Here is a 24,791-nt window from a genome sequence, read left to right on the forward strand (position 1 = left end):
AGGTCGGAATGCCTGCACATAATTACTCATGGATGAAGGGAGGCTTCTTTTTGCTGCTCGCCGGGCTCTTCGCGACTCAGGGCTCTTACAGCCTTCCCTTCTGGAATTTGAGCGCCGGGATTCTGACCCTGATTGGAGTTTCCTATGCGGTGAGTAGCTTGGTTCCCAAAGAACATTATCGCTCGGAGCTGATCCCTCTCAAGAGACTCGTGCGCAGAGATTGACTTCTGGTGGCCTATTGGGGAGCGTTCGCGCTCCATTTTTTGCATCTGGGGTTTGGAATTTTACGTAAAGAAGAACGAGGAGAATGCCATCATGTCGATCAACAGTACTGCCGCGTATCGCGGCACCCTGCCGCGCTTCACTCTCGACGGCTTCTTTAGCGGCCCTCTCGTTGCCAGCGGCGTCTTCTGCGATCGCAAGCGTCGCGTGCGCAATCGCTTTTTCATGAACATGCTGGGTAACTGGGAGGGTAAACGCGGCACCCTGGAGGAGCGCTTCACCTTTCTCGACGATCAAGGCAATAGCAGTCATGCCGAGCGCGTCTGGAAGCTGGAGCAGATTGACGAGAGAAATTTTCGCGGCACCGCCGCGGGCTCTGCCGGAGACATCGTCGGTATTGCCGAGGGCAGTGCCGAGGGCTATGCGATGCACTGGCAGTATACCGTGCGCCAACCCGTGGGCGACAAAGCTTACAATCTACGCACCGATGACCGCATGTACCTGCTCGGACCGCAGCATGTAATCAATCACAGTCGCATGCACTTCTTCGGTTTTTTCGTTGGCGAAGCAATCATCGAGATTCATCGCCTCGGCGCCGATGAGCTCGACGCCGTCCGTGGCCATCCGCGCCCGGAGACCTACCGATGACAGACACCTACTGGCAAAATCGCCGCTGCTGGTTGATTGGCGCCAGCACGGGTATTGGCGCCGCCACCGCCCAGGCCCTGCACGCCGCCGGGGCACGGCTTGCTCTCAGCGCCCGCAGACAAGACCAGCTCGAGCAGGTCTTGCCGGCTGCCGCGCAACCGCTGATTCTGCCCGCCGATGTGCAGGACTTGACGAGCTTGCAGGCGGCGCACACCGAAATCCTGCGCCATTGGCAAGGTATCGATGTGTTGGTCTATCTCGCGGGTGCCTACACTCCGGCACGCGCCTGGGAACTCGACCTGCATCGAGCCGAAGAGATCCTCGACATCAACTACCGCGGTGCCCTACGCAGTCTGGCTGCAGCCCTGCCCGGTTGGCAGGAGCGCGGGGCGGGGCAGATCGTTCTCGTCTCCAGCATCGCCGCCGTGCGCGGCCTGCCGCAATCCCTCTACTACGGCCCAAGCAAGGCCGCCCTCACCCACCTGGCCGAGGTACTGCGCCTCGATCTCGAACCCCGCGGCTTTCACGTGCAGGTGGTGCATCCCGGCTTTGTTGCCACCCCTCTCACCGCCCAGAATACCTTCTCCATGCCGCACCTGATGCGCCCCGAGGATGCTGCCCAGGCCCTCCTGCGCGGGATGCGCAGCAAGCGTTTCGAGATCCAGTTTCCCCGCGCCTTCACCCGCCGCTTTTCCCTCCTGCGTTGCCTCCCCTACCGCTGGTACTTTCCGCTCATCCGCCGCGCGACGGGGCTCTGAGGCAAAGCATGCAGATATTGTCTAGACTGAAAAGAACGAAGAAAAGGAGGCGACGATGACTGCAGAAATGAAGGTATTCAGTACGGGCATTGATCCTGAAGACTGGATTCCACAACGCTTTGCCCAACCCGGGGAAGGGAAGATCCCGCCTATCAGTTGGCTGCATGTTCCCGCTAACGCCCAGAGTCTCATTCTACTCATGGAACATCGCGGCGCGGCGGCCGGACAGCGTATTCACTGGCTGATATACGACATACCAGTGAGCGCTACGGGCATTCCCGAGGGCGGACCGATCCCGGAGGGGGCCAAGACCGGGAAGAATGATTTCGGGTCCGATAGCTATCACCCGCCGGTAGCCGACCCCAGCCATGAATTGCAGCACTATGATTTCCATCTGCTGGCTTGTGATCTGCCCGGTCTGGGCCTCGCGGAAGGAGCCAATTGGGAGACAGTCAAAGAAAAACTCCGCAAGCAACGTGATCCTGGCGACATCGCTCCGCCCCCGGCCGACGATCCGCAGGCCGTCGAGTTTCATCCCCTCGGGCATGTGATCGACCGGGCGGAGTTTAGCGGACACTTTGCCCTCGATACGGACGAACCGGTCCGGTAGTTTGCCTATGTAGGCCAATCCCTCGTGCATCAGGATCGCTTGATCCTGTTGCGCGAGCTTCATGCCGGCTCTCCGTGAAACGGCGGAAGGTTCTGTGAGCGTGATGTTCTTCTGGCGGCCTTATAATGGCCTTGGTGGCTCCGCAACGCAAAGCGCGTGAAGCCGAACGCGGCGCCCTCGAGTCGTCATCTGTAACTGAGTGAGCGATAGCGGAAAACAGAAGCGAGAAACTCGAAAAGGCTCAGTCAGCGTATTGTTTTTGCACCCACTGGGCATAGGCGTCACCAAGCAAAGGCTGCCACCAGTCGGAATGCTGCAGGTACCAATCCACCGTCTTGCGAATACCCTCGGCAAAGTTGTGTCGTGGCCGATAGCCGAGCTCCCTGCCGATTTTGCTGGCATCTATGGCATAGCGACGGTCGTGACCGGGGCGGTCTTTGACATAGCTGATCAGGCTCTCCGCCGCTTTTCCTTGGGCCGGTGCGGCATGGGGGAAACGCCGGGCGAGGCTGGCGTCATTGGCAAAAGCCGTATCCAGCAATCCACAGATCAGACGCACGATATCGAGGTTCGCCCACTCGTTATGGCCGCCAATGTTATAGCTCTCCCCTTCTGCACCGTGCTCGAGAATGAGAGCGATGCCTTGGCAATGATCTTCGACGAAAAGCCAGTCGCGGACCTGCTGCCCGTCACCATAAATGGGCAGGGGGCGGCCGTGCAAAATATTGAGGATCACCAGTGGGATGAGTTTTTCCGGAAAGTGATACGGCCCGTAATTGTTGGAGCAGTTACTGGTCGTCGTGCGCAGCCCATAGGTATGCTGATAGGCCCGTACCAGGTGGTCCGAGGCCGCCTTGCTGGCGGCATAGGGCGAATTAGGCGCGTAGGGCGTGTCCTCGCGGAAAGGCGGATCCTGCGGCCCAAGGGTGCCATAGACTTCGTCGGTGGAGATGTGATGAAAGCGATGCGGAATGACTCCACCTGGCCCCTCCAACCAAACTTTGCGGGCCGCCCGCAAGAGGCTGTGGGTGCCAAGGATGTTGGTATGCAGAAATGCATCCGGGTCGTGGATGGAACGGTCGACGTGGCTCTCGGCGGCAAAGTGGACGATGACGTTGAGCTCGTGTTCGCGCAAGAGCTTTTCCACCAACGGCGTATCGTTGATGTCGCCCTCAACGAAGAGGAATCCTGTTTGATTCATCAACCCTGCGAGGCTTGCCCGGTTACCGGCATAGGTCAGGGCGTCGAGCACCACCAAACGGCCCTGCGGAAAACGATGCCGCCAATAGTGGCAAAAATTGGCGCCAATGAAACCTGCACCACCGGTAACCAAGAGTCGCATCTCTGCCGGTATCAACTTGTCAGCCATCGATCTTTCCTTTTTGCCAAGCGCCTATCATGCGTCGCAACTGTACCCGCCAATGCGGTGGCGCCCCCAGGGCTGCATAGCTGCCAGCTTTGTCCAGCAGCGCGCAACCGGGGCGTTTGGCCGGGGTGGGATAGGCCGTGGTCGGGATCATCTGTATGGGAATCTGTCGTGTCAGCAGGCCCTGCTGCAGACCCTCTTCTTGGATCGCCACCGCGAAATCGTACCAGGACGCCACGCCAGCGTCGGTCCAATGCTGCGTGCCCGAGAATTCCGGCAGCTCGGTGGCACGCCAAAGCACACTTGCCAAGCCCCCAGCCCAGGTAGGCGTGCCAATCTGATCGCCAACCACGGAGAGCGTCTCCCGCTCAGCCATCAGGTGGAGCATCGTCTTGACGAAGTTGTTGCCGAACTCACTGTAGACCCAAGCAGTGCGTAGAATCAGGGCGTCTGCACCGAGAAAGCCGCGGATCTTCTCCTCTCCCGCCGCCTTGCTGGCACCATAAACGCCCAGGGGAGCCACGGTATCACTGGGCGTATAAGGCCTGCCCTGCCGACCATCAAAGACAAAATCCGTCGAGACATGCAGCAACCGCGCCCCCGCTGCCTGCGCCCACTGGGCCATGAGCGCGGGTGCTTCTGCATTGACGGCGTATGCCAGCTCCGCCTCGGACTCCGCGCGATCCACGGCCGTGTAGGCGGCGGCATTGATGATGATATGCGGCCGCAAGCGCTGCAATAGCGCAGAGATTTCGGCAGGACGACTGAGGTCCAGCATTGACCGATCGATGGCATGCACCGTCACATCCGCTGGACGACGGCGAAGCAGTTCCCGCCCCAATTGCCCTCCAGCCCCAAAAATACAGATCTGGCGCATCCACAAATCCTCAGGTAAAGACTTCACACTGGGCGAGGGGCAGACCCTCTGCATCCTTGGCAGCGAGCATGGGGCTTTCCCCGGCAGGGATAGGCCAGGCGATCCCCAAAGCCGGATCGTTCCACAGCAAGCAACGCTCCGCACTGGGCAAATAATAGTCAGTGGTCTTGTAGAGAAACTGGGCAAATTCGCTCAGCACGTAGAAACCATGGGCAAAGCCCGGAGGCACCCAGAGAATCTGATGATTTGTGGCAGACAAGGTCACGCCCACCCACTGTCCAAAGCTGGCAGAACTCTTGCGCAGGTCCACGGCAACGTCAAAGACCTCGCCTTCCACCACCCGCACCAGCTTGCCCTGCGCCTGCTCGATCTGATAGTGCAATCCCCGCAGAACACCGCGGGCGGAGCGCGAGTGGTTGTCCTGCACGAAGTCGAGATCAAGACCAAGATCGGCAAAGGTCTTGCGGTTCCAGCTTTCCAGAAAGAAGCCGCGTTGGTCACCGAAAACCCGAGGCGTGAGCAGACAAACGTCCGGGATAGCGAGGCGCTGTAATTCCATCAGTGTCCTTCCTGTTCCAGACAACGCAACAGATATTCGCCATAGCCGCTTTTGCGCAGGGGCTCCGCCAGACGCAAGACCTGCTCCGCGTCGATATACCCCATGCGCCAGGCGATCTCCTCTGGACACGCAATCTTCAGCCCTTGGCGCTCTTCCAGGGTGCGCACGAATTCGCCAGCATTGAGCAGGTCCTGATGGGTGCCAGTATCCAGCCAGGCGGTGCCCCGCCCGAGAATCTCTACCCGCAACTGCCCTGCTTCCAGATAGCGGGCATTGAGCTCGGTGATTTCCAGCTCGCCGCGCGCTGAAGGCCGAATCGTGCGCGCAATCTGGCTGGCCTGCGCGTCATAAAAATACAGACCGGTAACGGCATAACTGGAACGCGGCCTGGCCGGCTTTTCCTCCAGAGACACCGCCCGCCCCTGGGCGTCAAACTCCACCACTCCGTAGGCACGGGGATTGGCGACATGGTAGGCAAAGACCGTAGCACCAGTCGCCTGCCGACTAACCGCCTGCAGGCCTTCGCTCAGGTCATGCCCATAAAAGAGATTATCCCCCAAAATCAGGGCGGAAGAGGCTCCTGCTAAAAATGCTTCGGCAATCAGCAGGGCCTGCGCCAGCCCCTCCGGGCGCGGCTGCTCGGCATACTGAAAATCGAGGCCCCAAGCCGAACCGTCGCCCAAAAGCTGGCGAAAATGCGGGAGATCGGCGGGGGTGGAAATCACCAAAAACTCGCGGATGCCCGCCAGCATGAGGGTCGACAAAGGATAATAGATGAGCGGTTTGTCGTAGATGGGCATGAGCTGCTTGCTCAGTACCCGGGTTAGCGGATAGAGACGGGTACCAGATCCCCCCGCCAGAATGATGCCCTTACGCATGCTGCTATGGCCTTCCCGATCTTGGCTTACTTTCGTTCCGCAAGGGTAATCAGTCGCGGCGGCGACGTCCAGGCTTTGGGCGAAGCTGGCTCCAGGTCGTGGTCGCCACGAAAAACGCCGCGCACTTTCTGCAGGCATTTATGCACCCATAAAATAGAAAATCCAAAATATCATTATTTTGTCATCAATTGTTCACAAAACTGTAACACATCGTTGGTATCCTCCCAACTTCACAACAATTTTCAACCAACCGCTACGAAAGGAGTACCCCGATGTCCGTCTGTAATACACGTTGGCGCGTCCTTACCATTGCCTTGGCCGCCGCCCTGTCCTATAGCACCACTGCCAGTGCCCAGGTCGACGCCAGCCAGCATCACAAGAAACACCACAAGCACCATGCAGTCAATGTGGGCGAGGTCGCCAGCAATGTTGTGACACAATCGGCCTATGCTGGACGTAGCCCCCTACTGCCCTCTCAGAAAAAGATCTTTCACTCGGGAATCTCCAGCAAGGTGCTAGGACGCGCCGAAATCGAAGCCGCAGGGCCCGCCGCAGGTGGCGCGCAGATGCTCAGTTACGCTCCCGGCGTGAATGTGCTCGCCAGCTATGGAACGGGCGCTGCCAAGGCGCAGATCAGTATCGACGGTATCAAACAGGGTTGGGGCAATCCCAAGGGTTCCGAAGCTGCACACAGTATTGCCGTGGAGTTCGACGGTATTCCCATGAATAACCCGGCAACGGGGTTGTGGCAATCGCCGCAGGTGAACCAATCCTCTTTGATCCAGGGGATCCATATCACCTACGGGCCAGGCAATCCGGAGAACCGCTGGTACAACAACATTGGCGGCAGTATCGATTTCGTTCCGATTCAGCCCACTGCCAAGCCCGGCGCAAGCGTTGGCATACGCTATGGCAGCAATGATTTCAAAAATATTCATTTTGACATCCGTACCGGAAATATCGACGGCTTCTCCGCTGTGCTTGCCGGTGGAGTAAGCAGTGGAAATAGCTTTCTTGGAGTTCCAGCGGGCACGACCTTGTATAGCCCTTCGGGAGTCGTTCTCCCCAGTCACAGTTATGCCTGGTTCTTTAACAGGTCGCTGAAAAACCGAGCAATAAAATCTGCTCGGCACCTATTTTTCTCGAAAAACGCGGCCTGAAGGCAGTTCTGGACCACTTTTGTGCGGTTTTTCTGGTCAATCTGCCCGGATTCCCGAACTCTGGACGCAGTACTCCCATCACGCTACCCCCAGTCGTGCCATACGCACCAGATTGTAGGCGGTGGACACCAGAGTGAAGTGCAGCCCCACCCGTTCCAATCCACGGAATCGCGTTTTGCGCATCCCGCCCACGGTCTTCATCCACCCAAAGATCGACTCGATCCGCTTGCGGACACGAATGCTGATGTTGTACCCGACATGACGGGTCGTGCGACCATCTACCGCGGATCCCTTGCACTTACGGGCCACGTGCGGGGTGACATTCCGATCACGAAGGTCCTGGACGAAGCCATGACGATCGTAACCCTTATCGGCGCCAAGGGTGATCCGGTGGCTTCCACCCAGCTCATCCATGAGCTGTAACGCAGCATCCACCTCTGCTGTCCCATCCGCCGTAGTGACCTTCTCTCCGGCAATCAAACCATGGCGGTTATCCATGAGCACATGCCCCAGATACGCCAACCGCGAGGCATCCCCCGGTGCCTTCTTGTAGAGACGGCAATCGGGGTCCGTTACCGCGGCATGGGTGTCATTGCTGCGCTTCTGCCCACGGAAATCCGAGCCGTCGCCCTGCCGATCCTCGGGGTCTTTGGGCTGGAAGGATTTTTGTGAAGCCCAGGCTTCCAGTAAGGTGCCATCTACAGAAAAGTGCTCCTCGGATAGTAGTCCCTGAGACCTTGCTTGCGCCAAAACCGTCTGAAAGAAGCGTTGCACTGTTCCGTTGTCCAATAAGCGATCCCGGTTCTTGCTGAACACCGTGGACACCCAAATCGAATCATCCATACCCAAGCCCACGAACCAGCGGAACAGGAGATTGTAGTTCAGCTGCTCGATGAGCTGCCGTTCGGAGCGCACGCTATAAAAGACCTGCAACAGCAAAGCACGAAGCAGATGCTCTGGGGGAATCGAGGGGCGCCCCAGGTCTGAGTAGATCTGGTTGAAATGTCCGTCGAGCTCTGCCAAGGAGCGATCTACGATCACCCGAATAGCACGTAGGGGATGATCCTTCGGCACTCGCTCCTCGGGGGACAGATAACTGAACATCGCACCCGACTCTACCTTGGTTCCACGCATGATCGAATCCCTCCGTGCCCTGGTCCGCCAATTATACCACGGACTTTTTCAGCATCCTGTTAAGGTTCGCAAAAAATTTCATACTGGAGACGACAGCTTTGGCGCCTACTTGGCCTCTGGCTCGGCATACAAGCCCTATGACATCCCACTGAGCCCAGCCTCGGGTACCACCATCAATGGCTACGATTACAAGACCGGCAAGCCGATTCCCGGACCGCTCTACAGCCAGCAGACTTCCGGCTTCTACAATGCCGCCCCATACAAGATCGATTCCAACAGTACCTGGATGTTCTACAACAAGCTCAATGTGGATATTGGTGCGAAAACCTGGCTCCATAACGATATCTGGTATCGCTACGGGCATCGCCTGCACAACCGCTATGCCTCGTTTGCCGTGGGTGCGCCCAACACCAACGAGTACAATGACCCGCACAGCGAAACCTATGGCGACAAACTCTGGTTCGACACGCGCCTGCCCTACAACAAGATAGCCTTTGGTGGCTACTTCCTCAAAGCGCGCGATAACACAAAAAATGCCTTCTTCAGCAGCTACCCGCCCTACAATGCTAGCCGCTTCGTACCCAACGACAAATATCGCAGTGACTTTTTGGATGTAACAAATCTTTCCGCCTTCTTCCAGGACAAAATCCATATTGCCCATAGCTTCGATATCACCCCCGGGGTACGTGTGGAACAGTGGCAGCTCAATTATACGCCCTACACCACGGAGGCCTTCCCGGAAGCCAGCGTCCTGTATCCCAAGGGCAATCAGGCCAAACTTCCAGCCGACTCTCGTAGCCTGAACGCGGTGGAGCCCTCGGTCAACATCAGTTGGCGCCCCATCCAACATCTGGCGTTTTTTGCCAGCTATTCGGAAGCGAACCAAATTCCGGGCTTTGGCGGCGGCGGTGGTCCGTTCCAGGATATTCCCGGCAGTTCCATCAGCCTCGAAAAAGGTCAGAATTATCAGGCGGGCTTCAAGGTGCATGTTGAGCATGACGGCGTCCTGCATCATTTCCTGTTCAGCGCCAATTGGTACTTCACCCGCTTCTCCGATCAGTATCTGCCGATCACCGAGCCCGATGGTACGGTCATCAACGCCTTCGGTACCTCAGACTACCAAGGAGTGAACCTCTACGCCGTCGACAACCCTATCTACTGGCTGCACCTGTTCGGCAACCTCTCCCTACAGCAGGCACATTTCAGCAACTATTATAACGGCAAGGAAAATTACTCTGGACTTCCGGTGGCCAACGTCCCGGACAGCACCTTCAATATTGGCGCCTATGCCAAGAGTTTTGTCGACGGTTTTCTGCTCGAGCCGCGTATTTGGGTCCAGTACACCGGGCCGCAAACCCTTTACGACAGTATCACCAAATCACCGTCGCCAACCGCCAAACTCCCGGCCTATACCTTGCTGAACCTGGCGCTGCACAGCAAGATCCCAATGCACCTGCAATACTTCCGGAATATTGCCGTAGATGTCGATCTGCTCAATGTCGCGGGGAATCGCTACAACAGTTACGAATATATCAGCAGCGGTGGCACTTATGGACCTAACACCAAAGGTGATCTGATCGGTTTGCCAGGCGAACCTCGCACCTTTTATGTCAGTTTGACCGCAAACTTCTAAACGCGGATTCCAGCTCTTTCGTCAGAAAAAATTTCGGCCACGATAATTCGTGGCCTTTTTATTGCGCAATTATTGAACAACCAAGATAGAGCCGCAGAAGATTTTTGATAGGCTTCTTCGTAGACCAAAAGTGACGACAACATGCGCCACGATAGCTCCATGGGTGTCAGTGATTATTCCGGCTTGCCCCAGTCATTTTGCGGTAGATTGGCATATTTCCCAGTGTAGGTCTGTCTGATCATCTGAAACGCAGCCGGATCGGGATTGCCGCCGTGGTACTTCACGATCCAGAAATAATCAAAGGTATGCTTGGGCCAGGTTTTTGGCACGCCGGGGAGCGTGCCCAGATGCAGGAGCTGCCGGAAAGTGACCTGCTGACCGGGGGAATGCTCTTCCAATTTTTGGCTGGCAATACGGGCGTGCTCCCACATAACGATCACCACCTTGCCATCATACTCCGGGTCGTGGAGTATCGCGTAGGCGGCCTCCTGGGTGCGCTGGGTCTCCTGCGCCTTTTTCTGCTTCTCGGTTTGGAAGTATTCGGGCACTGCCGTGTAGGCCGTCTCTGGCATCCCCCAGCTCAGCGCCGTGGGGGTCATGGTTTCGATGGTATGCAGGGTGACCGTCATCAAAACTGCTGGCTTCTCGCCCTTGGGCAGAATGCTGTGACTGGCGTCCTTGCCCAGATAAACCTGCGCCAGGGCATGCGCCCGCTCTTCGCCAATTTTTGAAAGTTGGAAGGGGTTGATCTTCTCGCCGTGGCGTAACAGGATGATTTCGGCGGGGACGGCTTGGGCTGTCAAGGGTAAGGCAGTGAGCAGGGTCAAGGCCCATAGCGGAAATAACGGGCAGCGAGAGGACATGATGGTTCTCCTGGTGATTTTAGCGACGAAGTAGCGCTCCCCGGGCGAGCCCTAGAATGAGCGCCGAACTGAAAATGCCTATGACCGACAGAGCCATACCATTGCCAATGGTCCCCTGCCGGAAATTTCCGTAGATATAGGTGGAAATGACCTGCACGCCAGCCGGCTGCAACATCAACGAGGCCACCAGTTCCCGCATGGACAAGGCAAACACCACTGTCGCTCCACCCACCAGCATGGGCCAGAGCAACGGCATCTGAATTCGCAAGACCGAGTGCAAGGGCGAGCCGCCGTGGACCCGGCCCGCTTGCTCCAGGCGTGCGGGGATTTGCGCGAGTCCGGTACGGGCGTAGCGGATGGCAAAGGGAAAAGTCCCCGTCGCATAGGCCACCGCAAGAATGATCGGATGCCCAAACACCGGCAGCTGGTTCCAAGGGGCATTCCAGAACAAGATCATGCCCACCGCCAGCACCACTCCGGGGATAGCCATGGGCAGCGTTGCCAGAAGATCGACGAAGGCAGCGATGCGCCCACCCCGGCGGACCAGATTGGCGGCCAGCAGCGCCGAGGCCATGCCAAACACTGCGACCAAGGCGGAAAGCTTGAGGCTGGTTTCCAGGGCCGAAAGGCCAGAAGAGCTGTGGGAAAGCACATGGTGATAATGGTGCCAAGTGAAATTGCTCCCCTGCAGTCCCACGCTCAAGGCCTTTTCCAGAGAAACTGCGACCACCGCTCCTAAAGGCAGAATCACCCCAATCAGCGCAAAAATCGAAATCGGCAGGATGCTCCACCATACTCGGCGCGCTGGCGCGCGGCGCTGGATGCGCCCCTCGTTGTTGCGCACCAGAGGCCGGTAGAGGAACCAGATCACCACCCCCAGGGCGCAAAGGATCAGGCCGATGGCCGAGGCCTTGGGCAGATCCACCGGCCAGACGTTGGTGGCCGCCTCGATACTGGTACTGAGCACCTGCACTCCGGCGTACCCCGCCAGCAGGGCGGGAACGCCAAACTCTGCCGAGGTATCGAGAAAGACCAGCAAGCCCGCAGCGGCCAGCGCCGGAAGCAGTAGCGGCAGAATGCCCAAACGAAAGGCACCTAGGGCCGAGGCTCCATGCACTCGCGCTGCCTGCAACAAGCGCGGATTGCCATTCTCGAGGGCGGCTCGCAGCAGGATATAGACCAAGGGGGTGAGATGCAGGGCCATCACCATGCCCATACCGGCCAGCGAAAACAAAAATTCTTCGAGCGTTGCCCCCAACGCTCGCCAGGCGGTCAACTGCTCGATCATTCCTACGGGTCCGGCCAAAAGGCTCCAGGCCTCAGCAGTCAGATACGGAGGAATGAGGAACGGAATCAGGATCAGCGCCTCCCAGAGAGGAGTGAGACGCGGTGGAAAGAAATACAGTAGCAAAGCCAAGCCCAATCCCATGGGTAGGGAAAAGAGGACGGCCAGGCTGGCCATCCCCAGGGTTCCGGACAAAGACTGCAGAAATTGCTGGTCCACTCCCAACTGTAGTAGGGCAATCCCGTGCAATTGACCACTACCCGGCTGCAGCGCCTCATAGAGGATGGCCCCCAAGGGTGCCAAAACCAGCACCCCAAGGATGACATAGACCAGCAGATGATTGGCCAGCCGGCTCACTGACCCAGAATATCCTTCTTGAAGCGCGCCAATACGGCAGGCTGCGTCGCTGCCAGTTTCGCCCAGTCGACGGGAGTCACCTTGAAACTACCCATCTTGGCCATGATCGCTTTGGCCGGAATCCCTTGCAGGGCGGGATAGAGATTATTCTTGGCGACCAGCTTTTGCCCGGCCGGAGACATGGCAAAGTTCACGAACTGCTCTGCCAGCTTCTTATCCGAAGCTGATTTGAGGATCATGATCGGCCGCGGGATGACGATGGTCCCCTCCTTGGGGTAAACCAACGATATCGAGTTGCCCTGCGCCTTGGCAGCCACCGCGGCATGTCCTACACACTCCAGCATGCCGCTGCGTTCACCTGAGAGCACCGGCAACAACGCCGCGTGATTGGTGCCCGGCCACACCGTGCCGTTGGCCTTCAGGTCCTGCAAAAACTGCCAGGCCTTGTTGCCATATTGATCGACAAAAGCCACCAAAAAGCTCGAAGCGGTGCCAGAGAGCAATGGATTCGGTGCCGTGATGCGGTCCTTCCACTCCGGCTGGGTCAGGGCGAACCAGCTATCCGGCAGCTTGGCACCTGCGGGCAAGGCCTTGGTGTTGAAGACCATCGACACCGTATCCAGACCATAAGGCAGAAAAGGAGCAGATACCTGAGCGGGCTTGACCAAAGTCTTCTCGATGGCTGCCGGATGGTACGGGTAGACCATTCCCTGCTTGGCCAGATCTAGCCCCGCCGACCAGCCGGCGACCATCACGACATCGGCATGCGGGTGGTTGGCTTCGGCGGCCAGACGCGCCATGACTTTGCCGGTGCTGGAGGTCCAGACATCCACATGGTCCCCGGTCTTCTTTTCGAAGGCCGCGGCGAGGGACTTGGCCAAGGTGGCGGGGGCAGCACTGTAAAGGGTGAGGGTAGCGGCATGGGCGGCACTCGCCAGGCCTAGACCCAGTAGGGCAACGAAAAGACGTTTCATGGGATACTCCTATCGGTCGTTTGCGGAAGAGAGCACGGGAATACACCAACCGTGGTCGGGGCGGATATGCCACCGGCGCGGTCCCAGATCCCCCCGGCGGGACTGGGCGAGAAACTCCTGGCCATCAGCGGCCTGCAAGGTCAGCAGATAGCGGCCTTCGTGCCAGTGAGAATGGCGCACCGTTGCCTCGGGCGCGTCGCTGGGCGCATCGTCGATTTCCAGATCATTCGGCCGGAGCAGTAGCATGGCGCGCGTCGCGCCATTCAGTCCTGCCGATGCAGGCACCGGCCAGCGGCGCTCTTCCCACTGGATCAGGGCCTGCTTTCCCGCATGCTGCAAAACCGGCACATATAGGGCCCGCACCGAACCACCCAGTTGCGCCACCACCAGACTCGCCGGCTGCTGGTACAAGGTCTCGGGACTGTCCCATTGCTCCAGATGGCCAGCATTCAGAACGCCGACCCGGTGTCCCAGATAAAAGGCCTCGCTCGGATCGTGGGTCACATGCAGGGCCGTGATGCCCTCCTCGGCAAAGAGCTCGTGGAGAAACTCGCGCAAATTCTCGCGCACACCGTGATCGAGCGCCGAGAGTGGCTCGTCCAGCAACACGATGCGGGGCTTGGCGATGATGGCCCGGGCAATGGCGACGCGCTGTTGCTGCCCCCCCGAAAGCTCGTGCGGTCGCCGGCGGGCGGCGGCGGCAGGTATGGCCATGCGCTCCAGCAGGGCCAAGGCCCGCATCTTGTCGGCGGCCTGCCGACGGGCGCGCAGAGGATACAGCACATTCTCGAGCACGCTCAGATGCGGCCAGAGGGCGGCATCCTGAAACACCATCCCAGTCTGCCGTCGCTCTGGGGCGATGAAGATACCATCCCCGTTCACCTGCTGACCATGGACAGAGACTGATCCCCGTTGCGGACGCAACAATCCCGCGATGACCGCCAACAAGGTGCTCTTGCCCGAGCCGGACTCCCCCAGCAGACAGGCGTAGCTGCCCGCTGCCTGCTGCAGATGGACGTCCGCAAGCACCGGCCGCCCCCCCAGCTCGACCTGCAGGCCCTCGATCTGCAGCCCCGCAGATTCCTCAGAAGGCATACTGCAGCATCAGGCGGTTATAGATGAAGGAGTGCCCGGCGTAGGCCGCCAATCCATTGTCAATAGCCACCCGATCGCGGATGCTCAGCCCTTTGACCTGCACGGGGAAATAGGTCAAATCCAGATACACGCCATCGGTTTTACCCTCATAATTGGTATCGAAGTGGGCAAAGCCGGCCAAGAAACGGATCTGTTTTTGCCAAGCGTCGAGAGCCGCGCCCAGGCGCCAGGCATGCCCGGGACCAAAGGCCAGCAGATTATTCGTCATGAAAGAGGCATACATGGCGGTATAATTACCGTAGGGAGAGACGATTGCCCCACCGCCAAAACTATCGATATGTGGGTTGAGTTGGTTATAGGCAAAGAAGAGATTGGCGTGCGGAACCTTCACCCCCGCCTTCAGGCCCCAGAGGGTGGTGTTCACCGTCCCTTCCTGTCCAAAGAGCTTGGCCTGATAATTTTGCAAAATTCCGTTGCTTTCCCACTCCCGCAAAAACTGTCCCGCGAGGTAGGGAGTAACACCACCCATCTTCAGACCATATTGGGCGCTGCCGTAGAACAGGTTGGCAAACTGATAGAAGTTGTAGTACCAAGCCGCCAACTTGGCGCCCATGGCAGAATATTGGGCACCAAACGCCAACGTACCGTTGCTGGCCGGCGTATCCGCCTTGAGCCCCACCTTTTTCACCCCGTATAGAGGGTCTTCGTCATAGTTGGTTGGGTAATAGAGGTTGTCGCGATAGTAATTGTCGGAGGTCCGGCTCTTCCAGCGGAAGATGCGCATTCCCTCGATCTTCAGGCCCGGCAGGGGCTCTAGCTCAGCAAAAACACCCTGAAAGGTCTGGGGCAACATGCGCGAGTCGCGCGGTCCCATCCACGGGGTATTGATGACCTGATTACCGACCCGAATGAGCAGACGTTTGGGCATCTCATACTGCAAATAGGCCTGCCCCAAGGCATTGATGGAGGGCGCGATGCCCATGAGGGTGGTATCCACGTTCTTGCTATCGTTTCCATGGGTACCCAGGCTATTGGCAGTAAAAAAACTTACCCCCGCACTGAAGCCGTCAAGACTCCCGGTACGGGCATTGAGAATACCGCCCAGACTGTAGGCATCCTCGTTTGCCTTCGTCGGCGCACCGTACAGCTTGCTGAAGTAATAGGAACGGAGATCCCCACTCACCGAACCATCACGGATGATTTGTGCTAGGGTGTCGGCATGGCCGAGCAGAGGCAGCAGGGTGAGACCCAAGGCAGAACATACAAGAAAGCGATTGCGCATTGTCGGCGGTCCTCGGCGATTTTTCTGAAGGCCGCATGATAGCGCATCAATGTGACAGTTTTATGAACTTTTTATGAATATTTTATGACAAACACGCTTGGTCTGAGCTCTGTGAGAACCAAAGGAGTCAGACAGCCACTGACAACGCCGCAGAACTTGCGGCAAGCTCCGCTCCTGATGGCTCAGTAGCCCAGCAGGCGAGGGAGAGAAATGACGGCAGATGCAGAACGACGATGATGCGGGAAGCGAAGACCGATGACAGTGGAGGCTGGAGAATCAGCAGGATTCGGGCACTTCCAGATGGACAAACAAATTATTGTGTTGGTCGGGGCGAGAGGATTTGAACCTCCGACCACCTGAACCCCATTCAGGTGCGCTACCAGGCTGCGCTACGCCCCGCGAGTTGCACAGAGTACGCAGATTCTTAGCGGCGGTCAATCGCGGCGCACGCAGAGGTTCCGCAGCGCCTCCAGCTCGTGCCGCAGAGTCTGGAGGCGCTGCCGCCAATGCTGCGGAGAGCGCTCCCCGGCGTCGTCTTGCACCTCGATATCAAGAACGAGCTGGGGCGAGTGATCATTGTCGCGCACTCCTTGGCCAATCCTCTCGCGCGCGCCGTGGATGGTAAAACCCTCGCCGTACAGGAGGAAGCGGATCTGCCGCACCAAGAGTAGATCATGTTTTTGGTAATAGCGGCGATTACCCCGTCGCTTCAATGGGCGTAGCTGGGGAAATTCCTGGCTCCTCGACACATTGAGTGGGTAAGGCGGTATGATTGCTTTATGGGAAGGGCAGCGAGCTGAGGATAAGGATGGACCAAGGTAATCAACTGTTCACTCTGGCGTTGGGGTTGGTTCCGCCGTGGATGGTGGACGATGTGCGGTTCACGGTGGAGGAAAAGCGCCTGGACCTGCATGTGAACTTCCCAAGGGGTAGTCAGTTTCCCTGTCCGGTCTGCGGCCAGGACTGCCCGGTCTATGACACCCAGGAGAAGGTCTGGCGTCACCTCGACTTCTTCCAGCATGCGGCTTATCTCCATGCCCGCGTACCACGGGTCCATTGCCCGGAACACGGCGTGCATTTGGTATCCGTCCCTTGGGCGCGGGAAGGCTCGGGATTCACGCTGCTCTTTGAGGCTCTAGTCATGGCCATGGTCCGGGAGATGCCCGTGTTGACGGTCTCCCGCCTAGTGCGGGAGACGGACCAGCGACTCTGGCGGGTGCTCGATCATTACGTCGCCAAGGCCCGCGAGGCCGCGGACATGTCAGAGGTCCATTCCGTCGGTATCGATGAGACGAGCAGCCGGCGCGGCCATGATTACATCACCCTGTTTGTGGACCTCGTGGCGAAGCGCCTGCTGTTTGCCACACCCGGCAAGGATGCCGAGACTTTTGCGCAGTTCGCCGAAGATCTGCAGGCCCATGGCGGCAGCGCCGAGGCCATTACGGAGGTCAGCATGGACCTCTCGCCAGCCTTCCAAAAAGGGGCCGCAGAACACCTGCCCAACGCCCAGGTCACCTTCGATCGCTTTCACCTCATGAAGCTCGTCAATGAGGCCGTAGATGCCGTACGCAAGGGGGAAGCCCTCTCCCAACCAGACCTGAAAAAGAGCCGCTGGCTTTGGCTCAAGAACCCGGGAAAGCTCTCCGCCAAGCAAAGCGCCAGGCTCCGGGAGATCCTCAAGAACCAGAACCTCAAGACAGCACAGGCTTATCAGCTTCGCCTGACCTTCCAAGAAATCTTCACCGTCCAGAATCGCCACCAGGGCGCCACCCTGCTCAAGGCCTGGGTGGAAAACGTCAAGGACAGCGGATTACCGCCAATGGTCAAGGTCGCCTACACCGTCATGAATCACTGGGATGGTGTGCTCCGCTGGTTCGAGAGCCAGATCACCAACGGGATTCTGGAAGGCTTCAATAGCCTCCTCCAGTCCGCCAAGGCAAAAGCCCGTGGCTACCGTACCCACAAGAACTTTATCAACATGGCCTACCTGATCCTCGGTAAACTGGATCTCAGGCTACCCACATGAAACATCGAAGAACCAAATTCCTGCTCCCAATAGCGCAGCACATGCGCCTTGACCCCGCAAAGCGTCGCTGCCTCGCTGATGGAAAAATACTGCTTTTCCGGAATTGCAGGCAGCGCCGACAGGGTTTTACCAGGTTTCGACCTACTCCCTGGCTCCATCGCCATTTACATACGCCTTGAGCTTTTGGCTGGGATGAAAGGTCACCACGCGCCGTGCGGTAATGGTGATTTCGATACCGGTCTTGGGATTGCGGCCCGGACGCGGGTTCTTTTCGCGCAGGGAAAAATTGCCAAAACCCGAGAGTTTGACCTCTTCCCCTTTCGCCAAGGTCTCACGAATGCCCTCAAAAAAGGACTCTGTGACACTCTTGGCCTCGCGCTTGTTGAGACCCATGGTCGAAAAGAGCATGTCGACGATTTCTGCTTTTGTTACTGCCATTTTTCACCTCTAGTTGCGCAACGCAATGGGAGCGACTTGTTGCAGTGCCTGCAGCAGCCGATCCACTTCTTCCTGTACCTGTGCTTCTGTCAGAGTGCTCGTTTGCCCCTGAAACTGCAAACGTACGCCCAAACCTACCTGCCCATCCGCGAGGCTTTTGCCAATATACCGGTCAAACACAGACACTTCCTGCAATAGCGGGGACTCCGCTCCACGCAAAACCGCCAGAACATCGCCCGCAGTCAACTCCTCCGGCACCAACAAGGCCAAATCGCGGCGCACGGAGGGAAACGGAGATAGCGACTGAAAACGCGGCAATTCCGACGGTTCCAACAATAGTTCGAGATCCAGGGCAAAGAGCCAGACGGGCTCCGTAACATCATAGCTCTCCGCGAGCGCTGGGTGCAGGGCACCCAAGCGACCTACCACCCGCTCGCCCCAGAAAATCTCGGCACTTTGCCCGGGATGCAAGGCCGGATCGGCAACCTTGGCAAAATGGAAGCAACGCTGCGGCCAGACTCCGAGCAAGGCCTCGACGTCGCCCTTGAGATCGAAAAAATCGCTGGCTCTGCCCTTTCCCAGCCAGGAGTCGGCTTTGGCTGCACCCAGCATCGCCCCAGCCATTTGTAGACGCTGCGTCTGATCGGTGAAGACCCGCCCGATCTCAAAGAAGCGCTGACGATCCTGCTGCCGATTGCGATTGAAACTCAGGGTTTGCAAAAGTCCTGGCCAAATCCCGGCACGCATGACGGCCATATCGGCGGAAATGGGGTTTTGCAGCACCGGAGACTCCACTCCAGGGTAGAACCGCGCCTGCAGTTCTGGGGCGATGAAGCTATAACTGATGATCTCGCTATATCCACGAGCACTGAGCAAGGCCATCAGGGCACGCCGATGCCCGTCTGCACTATGCAATGGACGAAGGATGGCATGCGGTCGCAGGGTCGGCAGATGTTCATAGCCGGTAAGGCGACCTAGTTCCTCGATGAGATCAGCCTCAATGCGCAGGTCGTAGCGATGGCTGGGAGGAAGCACAAGGTACTCGCTGCCGTCGGCCCGGATTTGGCAACCCAGCGCCTGGAGCTGCCGGAAGATCGTCTCTGCCGCGATCTCTGTACCCAGTACCCGAGCAATGCGCTGTGGCCGCAAACGAATTTCCGACAATCTTGGTTCTGTACCCGATACCGTCGCCCCCGCCACACAACGAACGCCACACTGCTCGGCCAGGGCAAGGGCGGCAGGCAACGCCAGGCGAAAATCCACTCCACGCTCGTAACGTTGCGCCGCTTCCGTCTGCAATCCCAGACGGCGGGCGCGGCCCTGCACGGCCCGCGCGGCAAAGTATGCCGCCTCCAACAGTACCAAGCGGGTACCCGCCGATACGGCAGTACGACGCCCACCAATGATCCCTGCCAGGGCCACGGGACCCGCCGCATCGGCGATCACCAGCATGTCCTCGTCGAGGGCCAGATCACGGCCGTCGAGGGCATCCAGCACCTCTCCCGCGCGCGCCCAACGCACCTCGATTCCCTGCTGAATCTTTTCGGCGTCGAAGGCATGCATGGGTTGCCCCAGCGCCAACATCCATACATTTAGCCAATCGACCATGGGCGCAATGGATTTCTGCCCAGCGCGACGGAGGCGCTCGCGCCAGCGGTCTGGTAGACGCTGCGGCAACGCTTCCAATTGCAGGGCAGAGTAGCTGCCACAGGCTTCCAGAGCCGCGTCGGCAATCCGTAGCGAAAATGCACTGGTCAACTGCGTGCTGCTTGGCTCTGGCAGCCAAGCGGCCTGCGGCAACGTCGGTGCCAGAAAACGGCCGGCACCACGCGCCGCCAGGTCCCGCGCCACCCCCAGAATCGAGAAGGCATCCCCGCGATTCGGGGTAAGTCCCAGAGTAAAGACCGGATCATCGAGGCGCAGGTACCTGCGCAGATCCACACCGATTGGGGCATCCGCATCCAGTTCGAGTATGCCGCTGCTGCCATCGTCGATTTCCAACTCCGCCGCCGAACAGAGCATCCCCGCCGAGCGCACACCACGCAGGTCGGCCTCGGCAATCTCCATGTGCGGGAGCCGCGCGCCAGGCAAGGCCGCCGCAACGACCATATCCTCCCGCAGATTGGCTGCGCCACAAACGATCTGACGGTGGTTCCCGGCACCAAGATCGACTTCCGCCACCCGCAGCTTGTCAGCGGAAGGATGTGCCCAGACCCGCAGAACCCGTCCGACCAGCACCCCGGAGAAATCCGCAGCTGCGGCTTCCACCGCCTCGACCTCCAAGCCGATCATGCTGAGGATTTCGGCCAGCTCTGCGGCCGAACGCTCGGTATCCAGATACTCCCGCAACCACTCCAATGCCACGCGCATGACGTACCCTACGCAAACTGGCGCAAAAAGCGCAAGTCATTTTCGAAGAAGAGGCGCAGGTCGTCGATGCCATAGCGCAGCATGGTCAGTCGTTCCACCCCCAGACCGAAGGCAAAGCCGGTAAAACGCTCCTGATCGACCGCTACGGTGGAGAGCACACTCGGATGCACCATGCCGCAGCCAAGAACCTCTAACCAGCCAGTATCCTTGCAGACACGGCATCCTTTCCCGTGACAGATGACGCAACCGACATCCACCTCTGCCGAGGGCTCGGTGAAAGGGAAATAGGAGGGACGAAAGCGCACCGGCAGCGCGCTGTTGTCAAAGAACTCCTGCAGAAAGTCGGCCAACAGACCGCGCAGATCGGCAAAGCTCGCAGCTTCATCCAGATACAGACCTTCCACCTGATGAAACATCGGCGTGTGGGTGATATCGGAATCACGCCGATAGACTCGCCCAGTCGCAATCATGCGCAAGGGCGGCTGATGCTGCTCCAGGTAACGAATCTGAACCGGCGAGGTGTGGGTTCGCAGTACACGCCCATCCTGGACATAGAACGTATCGTGCATCGCCCGCGCCGGGTGGTCTTCGGGAATGTTGAGGGCGGTGAAGTTGTGAAAATCGTCTTCGAGTTCTGGCCCATCGGCCACGTCGAAGCCCAGGCGGGAAAAATAATCCTCGATCCAATGGAGAGTTTGCCGAACTGGATGCAGTGAACCCCGCTCAGCATCTCTGCCCGGCAGGGTAACATCCACGGATTCGCTTGCCAGACGTTGCTGCAGCAGCTCCTCTTCCAGTTCTGCGCGGCGCTGCTCCAACAGCTGCTGGATCGTCTCTTTCTGCTCGTTGAGCTCCGCGCCACGGACCCGCCGCTGTTCCGGATCCAGTGCGCCCAAGCCCTGCATTGCTCGGGTTATGAGACCCTTTTTCCCAAGCCACTGCACGCGCAGCTGCTCAAGTTCGGTGAGCTGCTGAATCCTGGCTACGGCTTTGGCCAACTCCACGACAGAGGCCGGCGACACTGCATTCTCCACCATAGCCTCCTTGCGCAGACTCAAGCGGCGTCTTGCTGACCCTTCGCGACGGTAACCAAGCGAGAGAACGCTGCCTTGTCCCGCACGGCGAGATCCGCCAGGACCTTGCGATCGAGACGCACACCAGCCCGCTGCAAGCCATTGATGAAGCGGCTGTAACTCAAGCCCTCGGAACGCGCCGCGGCATTGATGCGGACAATCCACAGACTACGGAAATCGCGCTTCTTGGTGCGGCGATCCCGATAGGCGTAGACCAAGGCCTTCATCACCGCCTGGTTGGCGATACGGAAATTGCTCTTGCGCTGGCCACGGAAACCTTTGGCGCGCGCCAGAACCTTCTTATGGCGGGCGTGGGCGGTAACGCCCCGTTTTACTCTCGGCATCTGGGTACTCCTTTTGACTCAGACGTAGGGCAGCATGCGCCGCAATGCGGCCTGCTCACTGCCAGACGTTACCAGGGTGTGGCGCAGCTGACGCTTGCGCTTGGTGCTTTTCTTGGTGAGGATGTGATTCAAGAACGCCTGCCGGTGCTTGAATTTCCCCGAGCCGGTGCGCTTGAAACGCTTAGCGGCCCCGCGATTGGTCTTCATCTTCGGCATCGTGCCTCTCCTATTTCTTTTTGGGGGCGATGACCATGACCATCTGCCGCCCTTCCATACGTGGCCGCTGCTCGACCACACCCATTTCCTGCAAATCCGCTTCCACCCGGTTGAGCAGTTCCATACCCAATTCTGGGTGACTCATCTCTCGCCCACGAAAACGCAGGGTGACCTTCGCTCGATCGCCATCTTCCAGAAAGCGTATGATGTTGCGGAGCTTGATCTGATAATCTGCCTCGTCCGTACGCGGTCGAAACTTGATCTCCTTGACTTGGCTCTGCTTCTGCTTCTTCCGCGCCTCGTGTTGCCGCTTGCTTTCCTGAAAACGAAACTTTCCGTAATCCATGACCCGACAGACCGGGGGGACTGCTTGCGGGGCGATCTCCACAAGATCAAGATCCGCCTCTTCGGCGGCGGCAAGAGCCTCATGCAAGGGAACGATACCCAACTGCTCTCCGTCGTCCCCAATCAACCGAACCTTTGCCGCAAGAATTTCCCGATTGATGCGGATCTCTTTTTCCGTCGCGATTGCCCTACCCTCCCCCTAGGCCAGTTCCAAGGCCTGCTGCCGTCGTGTATCCAAGCGTTGCAAAGTCTTCCCCAACATTTCCAGCGGGATGGCACCAAGATCCGTGCCATTCCGATCCCGCAGACTGACCGTACCCTCGCTCTTTTCCCGCTCGCCGACGATAGCCATGAACGGCACCCGCCGCAAAGTGTGGGCGCGTATTTTATAGCCGATCTTCTCGCTTCTCAAGTCCGTTTCTACGCGCAGGCCTTGTGCACGCAATTGGTTGGCCGCGTGCTCAGCATAGTCGCTGTGCTGCTCGCTGATTGGCGCCACCACCACCTGCGTCGGCGCCAACCAGAAGGGGAATTTGCCCTCATAATGCTCGATGAGTACACCAAAAAACCGCTCGACCGAGCCGAAGATGGCGCGGTGGATCATGATCGGCACCTGCCGGCTGCTGTCCTCGGCGACATACTCCATGGCAAAGCGCTCCGGCAGATTGAAGTCGAGCTGGATGGTACTGCATTGCCATTTGCGACCGATCGCATCCTCGATCTTGAGATCGATCTTCGGACCGTAAAAAGCACCACCACCGGCGTCGATCTGGTAGTCGAGACCGGCCCGCTGCAAAGCGGCTTCCAGGGCCTTGGTTGCCGTGTCCCAGATCTCATCACTGCCCACCGAGCCCTTGGGCCGCGTCGAGAGGTTGATCTCGTAACGGTCAAAGCCAAAAGTGCCAAGAATGCGCTGTGTCAATGCCAGCACTCCGGCGATTTCCACCTCGATCTGATCCGGCCGACAGAAGATATGCGCGTCATCCTGAGTAAAACCACGCACCCGCATCAGACCGTGCAAGGCGCCCGACATTTCGTGCCGATACACGGTCCCGAGCTCCGCCCAGCGGATCGGCAATTCGCGATAGGACCGCAGCTTGCTCTTGTACACCAGGATGTGGAAAGGGCAGTTCATCGGCTTGAGCTGATACGGCTGCCCCTCGTCTTCCATGGGCTGGAACATCGATTCGGCGTAGAAGTCCTTGTGCCCCGAAGTGTACCAAAGGTCTTCGTGGGCGATGTGCGGGGTAAAAAGCAATTCGTAGCCCGCCTCGGTATGGGCGGCACGCCAGAAATCCTCAATCACCCGCCGCACTCGCGCTCCCTGGGGATGCCAGAAGACCAGGCCACCGCCAGCGTCTTCCTGAATGGAGAAGAGCTCAAGTTCGGTACCGATCTTACGATGATCGCGACGCTCGGCCTCCGCCTGTTGCAACAGAAAGGCATCGAGATCTTTCTGCGTCGCCCAAGCGGTCCCGTAGACCCGTTGCAGCATGGGGTTGCGGGAATCCCCCCGCCAGTAGGCACCTGCCACACTGCGCAGAGCAAATGCGCCGAGCATTCCGGTACGCGGCACATGCGGACCGCGACAGAGGTCAAAGAAATCTCCCTGGTGATAGAGGCTCAATTCCTCTCCCTCTGGGATGTCTTTGATGATCTGCACCTTGTACTCTTCACCCAAGGCGTGGAAACGTTCGATCGCCACATCACGACTGACGACTTCCCGCTGCACCGGCAGATCGGCTTTCACCAGCTCCCGCATTCTGGTGCTGATGGCCTCCAGGTCTTCCGGCGTAAACGGCTTGGCCGCGGCAAAATCGTAGTAGAAGCCGTTGTCGATCACCGGGCCAATCGTCACCTGCACATCTGGAAAGAGTTCCTTGACTGCCTGCGCCAGGAGGTGGGCGGTGGAGTGCCGGAGAATCTCCAGCCCCTCGGGACTGTCCATGGTAACGATGCTCACCTCAGCATCGTGGTCGATGGGGGTACTGAGATCACAGAGGCGGCCGTCAACGCGCAACGCCAACGCGGCCTTGGCCAAACCAGCGCCAATGTTGCGCGCCAGTTCCACACCGGTCAGGGGTGCCGAAAAGGAACGTATGGAACCATCCGGCAGACGGATCTCAGGCATACCATCTCCAAAGAAAAAGCACCAGTGAGCAGGGCCCCCCTGGTGCGGGTATTGGTAGGCACGGGCGGTTTCGAACCGCCGACCTCTACCGTGTCAAGGTAGCGCTCTCCCCCTGAGCTACGCGCCTAATTCGCGCAAAAGTATCAG

Annotated in this window: 25 protein-coding genes, 2 tRNA genes and 1 pseudogene; 7 read left to right on the forward strand and 21 right to left on the reverse strand. The window is 58.7% G+C overall.

The genetic code is table 11. From position 1 onward, the window contains the following. The first annotated feature begins 8 nt into the window (after positions 1 to 8). From ORD17_RS02175 to ORD17_RS02190, 4 genes are all read left to right on the forward strand, one after another. Positions 9 to 224: a hypothetical protein gene (locus ORD17_RS02175; protein WP_308389276.1), complete on the forward strand. Its 216-nt coding sequence runs from the start codon at positions 9 to 11 to the stop codon at positions 222 to 224. 91 nt (positions 225 to 315) lie between these two features. Next, positions 316 to 870 carry a DUF3833 family protein gene (locus ORD17_RS02180; RefSeq protein ID WP_308389277.1) on the forward strand — a complete coding sequence of 185 codons (555 nt, stop codon included), beginning with the start codon at positions 316 to 318 and terminating at the stop codon, positions 868 to 870. After that, the gene (locus ORD17_RS02185) at positions 867 to 1,628 is read left to right on the forward strand and encodes an SDR family NAD(P)-dependent oxidoreductase (protein ID WP_308389278.1); all 762 of its coding nucleotides are present in this window, start codon (positions 867 to 869) and stop codon (positions 1,626 to 1,628) included. Before ORD17_RS02180 ends, ORD17_RS02185 begins: the two co-directional genes overlap by 4 nt. 55 nt (positions 1,629 to 1,683) lie before the next feature. After that, positions 1,684 to 2,238, forward strand: a complete 555-nt coding sequence (locus tag ORD17_RS02190) for a YbhB/YbcL family Raf kinase inhibitor-like protein (protein ID WP_308389279.1) — start codon at positions 1,684 to 1,686, stop codon at positions 2,236 to 2,238. Positions 2,239 to 2,479: 241 nt separating this feature from the next. Here ORD17_RS02190 and rfbB read toward each other — a convergent pair whose 3' ends face one another. Genes rfbB through rfbA form a run of 4 tightly spaced genes read right to left on the reverse strand, consistent with a single transcriptional unit; the run spans position 2,480 to position 5,918 of the window. Further along, positions 2,480 to 3,607, reverse strand: coding sequence for a dTDP-glucose 4,6-dehydratase (rfbB, locus tag ORD17_RS02195; protein WP_374693384.1), 1,128 nt, complete (start codon positions 3,605 to 3,607; stop codon positions 2,480 to 2,482). Continuing rightward, entirely contained in the window at positions 3,600 to 4,481 is an 882-nt protein-coding gene (rfbD, locus tag ORD17_RS02200; RefSeq protein WP_308389280.1) for a dTDP-4-dehydrorhamnose reductase, read from the reverse strand. The genes rfbB and rfbD overlap by 8 nt, the downstream gene beginning before the upstream one ends. 10 nt (positions 4,482 to 4,491) lie before the next feature. Further along, positions 4,492 to 5,040, reverse strand: a complete 549-nt coding sequence (gene rfbC, locus ORD17_RS02205) for a dTDP-4-dehydrorhamnose 3,5-epimerase (RefSeq protein ID WP_308389281.1) — start codon at positions 5,038 to 5,040, stop codon at positions 4,492 to 4,494. Beyond that, a complete protein-coding gene (rfbA, locus tag ORD17_RS02210) occupies positions 5,040 to 5,918 on the reverse strand; it encodes a glucose-1-phosphate thymidylyltransferase RfbA (RefSeq protein WP_308390032.1) in 879 nt (292 codons plus the stop codon). The genes rfbC and rfbA overlap by 1 nt, the downstream gene beginning before the upstream one ends. Before the next feature lie 272 nt (positions 5,919 to 6,190). On the opposite strand from rfbA, the gene ORD17_RS02215 reads away from it, so the two are divergent. After that, entirely contained in the window at positions 6,191 to 7,078 is an 888-nt protein-coding gene (locus ORD17_RS02215; RefSeq protein WP_308389282.1) for a TonB-dependent receptor plug domain-containing protein, read from the forward strand. A gap of 78 nt (positions 7,079 to 7,156) precedes the next feature. Here the strand turns inward: ORD17_RS02215 and ORD17_RS02220 are convergent, their stop codons facing one another. Continuing rightward, a complete protein-coding gene (locus ORD17_RS02220) occupies positions 7,157 to 8,212 on the reverse strand; it encodes an IS5 family transposase (protein WP_308387902.1) in 1,056 nt (351 codons plus the stop codon). Here ORD17_RS02220 and ORD17_RS02225 point away from each other — a divergent pair. Further along, on the forward strand, positions 8,211 to 9,845 hold the full coding sequence (locus tag ORD17_RS02225) for a TonB-dependent receptor (RefSeq protein WP_308389283.1): 1,635 nt from the start codon (positions 8,211 to 8,213) through the stop codon (positions 9,843 to 9,845). The two genes, ORD17_RS02220 and ORD17_RS02225, sit on opposite strands and share 2 nt — an antisense overlap. A gap of 173 nt (positions 9,846 to 10,018) precedes the next feature. On the opposite strand, the gene ORD17_RS02230 is transcribed toward ORD17_RS02225, so the two are convergent. From ORD17_RS02230 to ORD17_RS02260, 7 genes and pseudogenes are all read right to left on the reverse strand, one after another. After that, positions 10,019 to 10,708 carry a hypothetical protein gene (locus tag ORD17_RS02230; RefSeq protein WP_308389284.1) on the reverse strand — a complete coding sequence of 230 codons (690 nt, stop codon included), beginning with the start codon at positions 10,706 to 10,708 and terminating at the stop codon, positions 10,019 to 10,021. Between the two features lie 19 nt (positions 10,709 to 10,727). Further along, positions 10,728 to 12,350 carry an iron ABC transporter permease gene (locus tag ORD17_RS02235; RefSeq protein WP_308389285.1) on the reverse strand — a complete coding sequence of 541 codons (1,623 nt, stop codon included), beginning with the start codon at positions 12,348 to 12,350 and terminating at the stop codon, positions 10,728 to 10,730. Then, positions 12,347 to 13,324 (reverse strand): extracellular solute-binding protein, encoded by a 978-nt coding sequence (locus ORD17_RS02240; RefSeq protein ID WP_308389286.1) that lies wholly within the window; start codon positions 13,322 to 13,324, stop codon positions 12,347 to 12,349. The genes ORD17_RS02235 and ORD17_RS02240 overlap by 4 nt, the downstream gene beginning before the upstream one ends. Positions 13,325 to 13,333: 9 nt before the next feature. Further along, a complete protein-coding gene (locus tag ORD17_RS02245; RefSeq protein WP_308389287.1) occupies positions 13,334 to 14,419 on the reverse strand; it encodes an ABC transporter ATP-binding protein in 1,086 nt (361 codons plus the stop codon). Next, positions 14,409 to 15,701 carry an OprD family outer membrane porin gene (locus ORD17_RS02250; RefSeq protein WP_308389288.1) on the reverse strand — a complete coding sequence of 431 codons (1,293 nt, stop codon included), beginning with the start codon at positions 15,699 to 15,701 and terminating at the stop codon, positions 14,409 to 14,411. Before ORD17_RS02250 ends, ORD17_RS02245 begins: the two co-directional genes overlap by 11 nt. Before the next feature lie 322 nt (positions 15,702 to 16,023). Further along, a tRNA-Pro gene (locus ORD17_RS02255) sits at positions 16,024 to 16,100 on the reverse strand. 35 nt (positions 16,101 to 16,135) lie between these two features. After that, a pseudogene (locus ORD17_RS02260) lies at positions 16,136 to 16,438 on the reverse strand (MerR family transcriptional regulator); the annotation flags it as partial. 71 nt (positions 16,439 to 16,509) lie between these two features. Here ORD17_RS02260 and ORD17_RS02265 point away from each other — a divergent pair. Beyond that, positions 16,510 to 17,727 carry an ISL3 family transposase gene (locus tag ORD17_RS02265; protein ID WP_014003049.1) on the forward strand — a complete coding sequence of 406 codons (1,218 nt, stop codon included), beginning with the start codon at positions 16,510 to 16,512 and terminating at the stop codon, positions 17,725 to 17,727. Here the strand turns inward: ORD17_RS02265 and ORD17_RS02270 are convergent. From ORD17_RS02270 to ORD17_RS02310, 9 genes are all read right to left on the reverse strand, one after another. Continuing rightward, positions 17,685 to 17,891 carry a MerR family transcriptional regulator gene (locus ORD17_RS02270; protein ID WP_308389290.1) on the reverse strand — a complete coding sequence of 69 codons (207 nt, stop codon included), beginning with the start codon at positions 17,889 to 17,891 and terminating at the stop codon, positions 17,685 to 17,687. The genes ORD17_RS02265 and ORD17_RS02270 overlap by 43 nt on opposite strands. Then, on the reverse strand, positions 17,869 to 18,165 hold the full coding sequence (locus ORD17_RS02275) for an integration host factor subunit alpha (protein WP_215871613.1): 297 nt from the start codon (positions 18,163 to 18,165) through the stop codon (positions 17,869 to 17,871). The genes ORD17_RS02270 and ORD17_RS02275 overlap by 23 nt, the downstream gene beginning before the upstream one ends. 9 nt (positions 18,166 to 18,174) lie before the next feature. Continuing rightward, complete coding sequence (pheT, locus tag ORD17_RS02280) at positions 18,175 to 20,535, reverse strand: phenylalanine--tRNA ligase subunit beta (protein ID WP_308389291.1); 2,361 nt, start codon at positions 20,533 to 20,535, stop codon at positions 18,175 to 18,177. Positions 20,536 to 20,543: 8 nt separating this feature from the next. Next, complete coding sequence (gene pheS, locus ORD17_RS02285) at positions 20,544 to 21,572, reverse strand: phenylalanine--tRNA ligase subunit alpha (protein ID WP_308389292.1); 1,029 nt, start codon at positions 21,570 to 21,572, stop codon at positions 20,544 to 20,546. A gap of 17 nt (positions 21,573 to 21,589) precedes the next feature. Next, on the reverse strand, positions 21,590 to 21,952 hold the full coding sequence (gene rplT, locus ORD17_RS02290) for a 50S ribosomal protein L20 (protein WP_308389293.1): 363 nt from the start codon (positions 21,950 to 21,952) through the stop codon (positions 21,590 to 21,592). Between the two features lie 18 nt (positions 21,953 to 21,970). Then, positions 21,971 to 22,168 carry a 50S ribosomal protein L35 gene (rpmI, locus tag ORD17_RS02295; protein ID WP_308389294.1) on the reverse strand — a complete coding sequence of 66 codons (198 nt, stop codon included), beginning with the start codon at positions 22,166 to 22,168 and terminating at the stop codon, positions 21,971 to 21,973. Between the two features lie 10 nt (positions 22,169 to 22,178). Further along, positions 22,179 to 22,697 carry a translation initiation factor IF-3 gene (infC, locus tag ORD17_RS02300; RefSeq protein ID WP_374693397.1) on the reverse strand — a complete coding sequence of 173 codons (519 nt, stop codon included), beginning with the start codon at positions 22,695 to 22,697 and terminating at the stop codon, positions 22,179 to 22,181. 15 nt (positions 22,698 to 22,712) lie between these two features. Then, complete coding sequence (gene thrS / locus ORD17_RS02305) at positions 22,713 to 24,644, reverse strand: threonine--tRNA ligase (RefSeq protein ID WP_308389295.1); 1,932 nt, start codon at positions 24,642 to 24,644, stop codon at positions 22,713 to 22,715. Positions 24,645 to 24,696: 52 nt separating this feature from the next. Continuing rightward, positions 24,697 to 24,771: transfer RNA gene (locus ORD17_RS02310), tRNA-Val, on the reverse strand. Positions 24,772 to 24,791 lie beyond the last annotated feature (20 nt).

Origin of the sequence: Acidithiobacillus sp. AMEEHan (genome assembly GCF_030996345.1) — a bacterium.
Classification (GTDB): domain Bacteria; phylum Pseudomonadota; class Gammaproteobacteria; order Acidithiobacillales; family Acidithiobacillaceae; genus Igneacidithiobacillus.

What these genes read in the sequence shown, in the direction of transcription:
- rpmI (WP_308389294.1), bottom strand. Translation starts at nt 22,168, where the DNA reads ATGCCGAAGATGAAGACCAATCGCGGGGCCGCTAAGCGTTTCAAGCGC.
- ORD17_RS02230 (WP_308389284.1), bottom strand. Translation starts at nt 10,708, where the DNA reads ATGTCCTCTCGCTGCCCGTTATTTCCGCTATGGGCCTTGACCCTGCTC.
- ORD17_RS02215 (WP_308389282.1), top strand. Translation starts at nt 6,191, where the DNA reads ATGTCCGTCTGTAATACACGTTGGCGCGTCCTTACCATTGCCTTGGCC.
- ORD17_RS02275 (WP_215871613.1), bottom strand. Translation starts at nt 18,165, where the DNA reads ATGGCAGTAACAAAAGCAGAAATCGTCGACATGCTCTTTTCGACCATG.
- ORD17_RS02245 (WP_308389287.1), bottom strand. Translation starts at nt 14,419, where the DNA reads ATGCCTTCTGAGGAATCTGCGGGGCTGCAGATCGAGGGCCTGCAGGTC.
- thrS (WP_308389295.1), bottom strand. Translation starts at nt 24,644, where the DNA reads ATGCCTGAGATCCGTCTGCCGGATGGTTCCATACGTTCCTTTTCGGCA.
- ORD17_RS02180 (WP_308389277.1), top strand. Translation starts at nt 316, where the DNA reads ATGTCGATCAACAGTACTGCCGCGTATCGCGGCACCCTGCCGCGCTTC.
- rfbC (WP_308389281.1), bottom strand. Translation starts at nt 5,040, where the DNA reads ATGGAATTACAGCGCCTCGCTATCCCGGACGTTTGTCTGCTCACGCCT.
- rfbB (WP_374693384.1), bottom strand. Translation starts at nt 3,607, where the DNA reads ATGGCTGACAAGTTGATACCGGCAGAGATGCGACTCTTGGTTACCGGT.
- rfbD (WP_308389280.1), bottom strand. Translation starts at nt 4,481, where the DNA reads ATGCGCCAGATCTGTATTTTTGGGGCTGGAGGGCAATTGGGGCGGGAA.
- ORD17_RS02270 (WP_308389290.1), bottom strand. Translation starts at nt 17,891, where the DNA reads ATGGCGATGGAGCCAGGGAGTAGGTCGAAACCTGGTAAAACCCTGTCG.
- ORD17_RS02220 (WP_308387902.1), bottom strand. Translation starts at nt 8,212, where the DNA reads ATGCGTGGAACCAAGGTAGAGTCGGGTGCGATGTTCAGTTATCTGTCC.
- ORD17_RS02175 (WP_308389276.1), top strand. Translation starts at nt 9, where the DNA reads ATGCCTGCACATAATTACTCATGGATGAAGGGAGGCTTCTTTTTGCTG.
- ORD17_RS02240 (WP_308389286.1), bottom strand. Translation starts at nt 13,324, where the DNA reads ATGAAACGTCTTTTCGTTGCCCTACTGGGTCTAGGCCTGGCGAGTGCC.
- ORD17_RS02185 (WP_308389278.1), top strand. Translation starts at nt 867, where the DNA reads ATGACAGACACCTACTGGCAAAATCGCCGCTGCTGGTTGATTGGCGCC.
- ORD17_RS02190 (WP_308389279.1), top strand. Translation starts at nt 1,684, where the DNA reads ATGACTGCAGAAATGAAGGTATTCAGTACGGGCATTGATCCTGAAGAC.
- ORD17_RS02265 (WP_014003049.1), top strand. Translation starts at nt 16,510, where the DNA reads ATGGACCAAGGTAATCAACTGTTCACTCTGGCGTTGGGGTTGGTTCCG.
- rplT (WP_308389293.1), bottom strand. Translation starts at nt 21,952, where the DNA reads ATGCCGAGAGTAAAACGGGGCGTTACCGCCCACGCCCGCCATAAGAAG.
- ORD17_RS02225 (WP_308389283.1), top strand. Translation starts at nt 8,211, where the DNA reads ATGATCGAATCCCTCCGTGCCCTGGTCCGCCAATTATACCACGGACTT.
- rfbA (WP_308390032.1), bottom strand. Translation starts at nt 5,918, where the DNA reads ATGCGTAAGGGCATCATTCTGGCGGGGGGATCTGGTACCCGTCTCTAT.
- pheS (WP_308389292.1), bottom strand. Translation starts at nt 21,572, where the DNA reads ATGGTGGAGAATGCAGTGTCGCCGGCCTCTGTCGTGGAGTTGGCCAAA.
- ORD17_RS02250 (WP_308389288.1), bottom strand. Translation starts at nt 15,701, where the DNA reads ATGCGCAATCGCTTTCTTGTATGTTCTGCCTTGGGTCTCACCCTGCTG.
- pheT (WP_308389291.1), bottom strand. Translation starts at nt 20,535, where the DNA reads ATGCGCGTGGCATTGGAGTGGTTGCGGGAGTATCTGGATACCGAGCGT.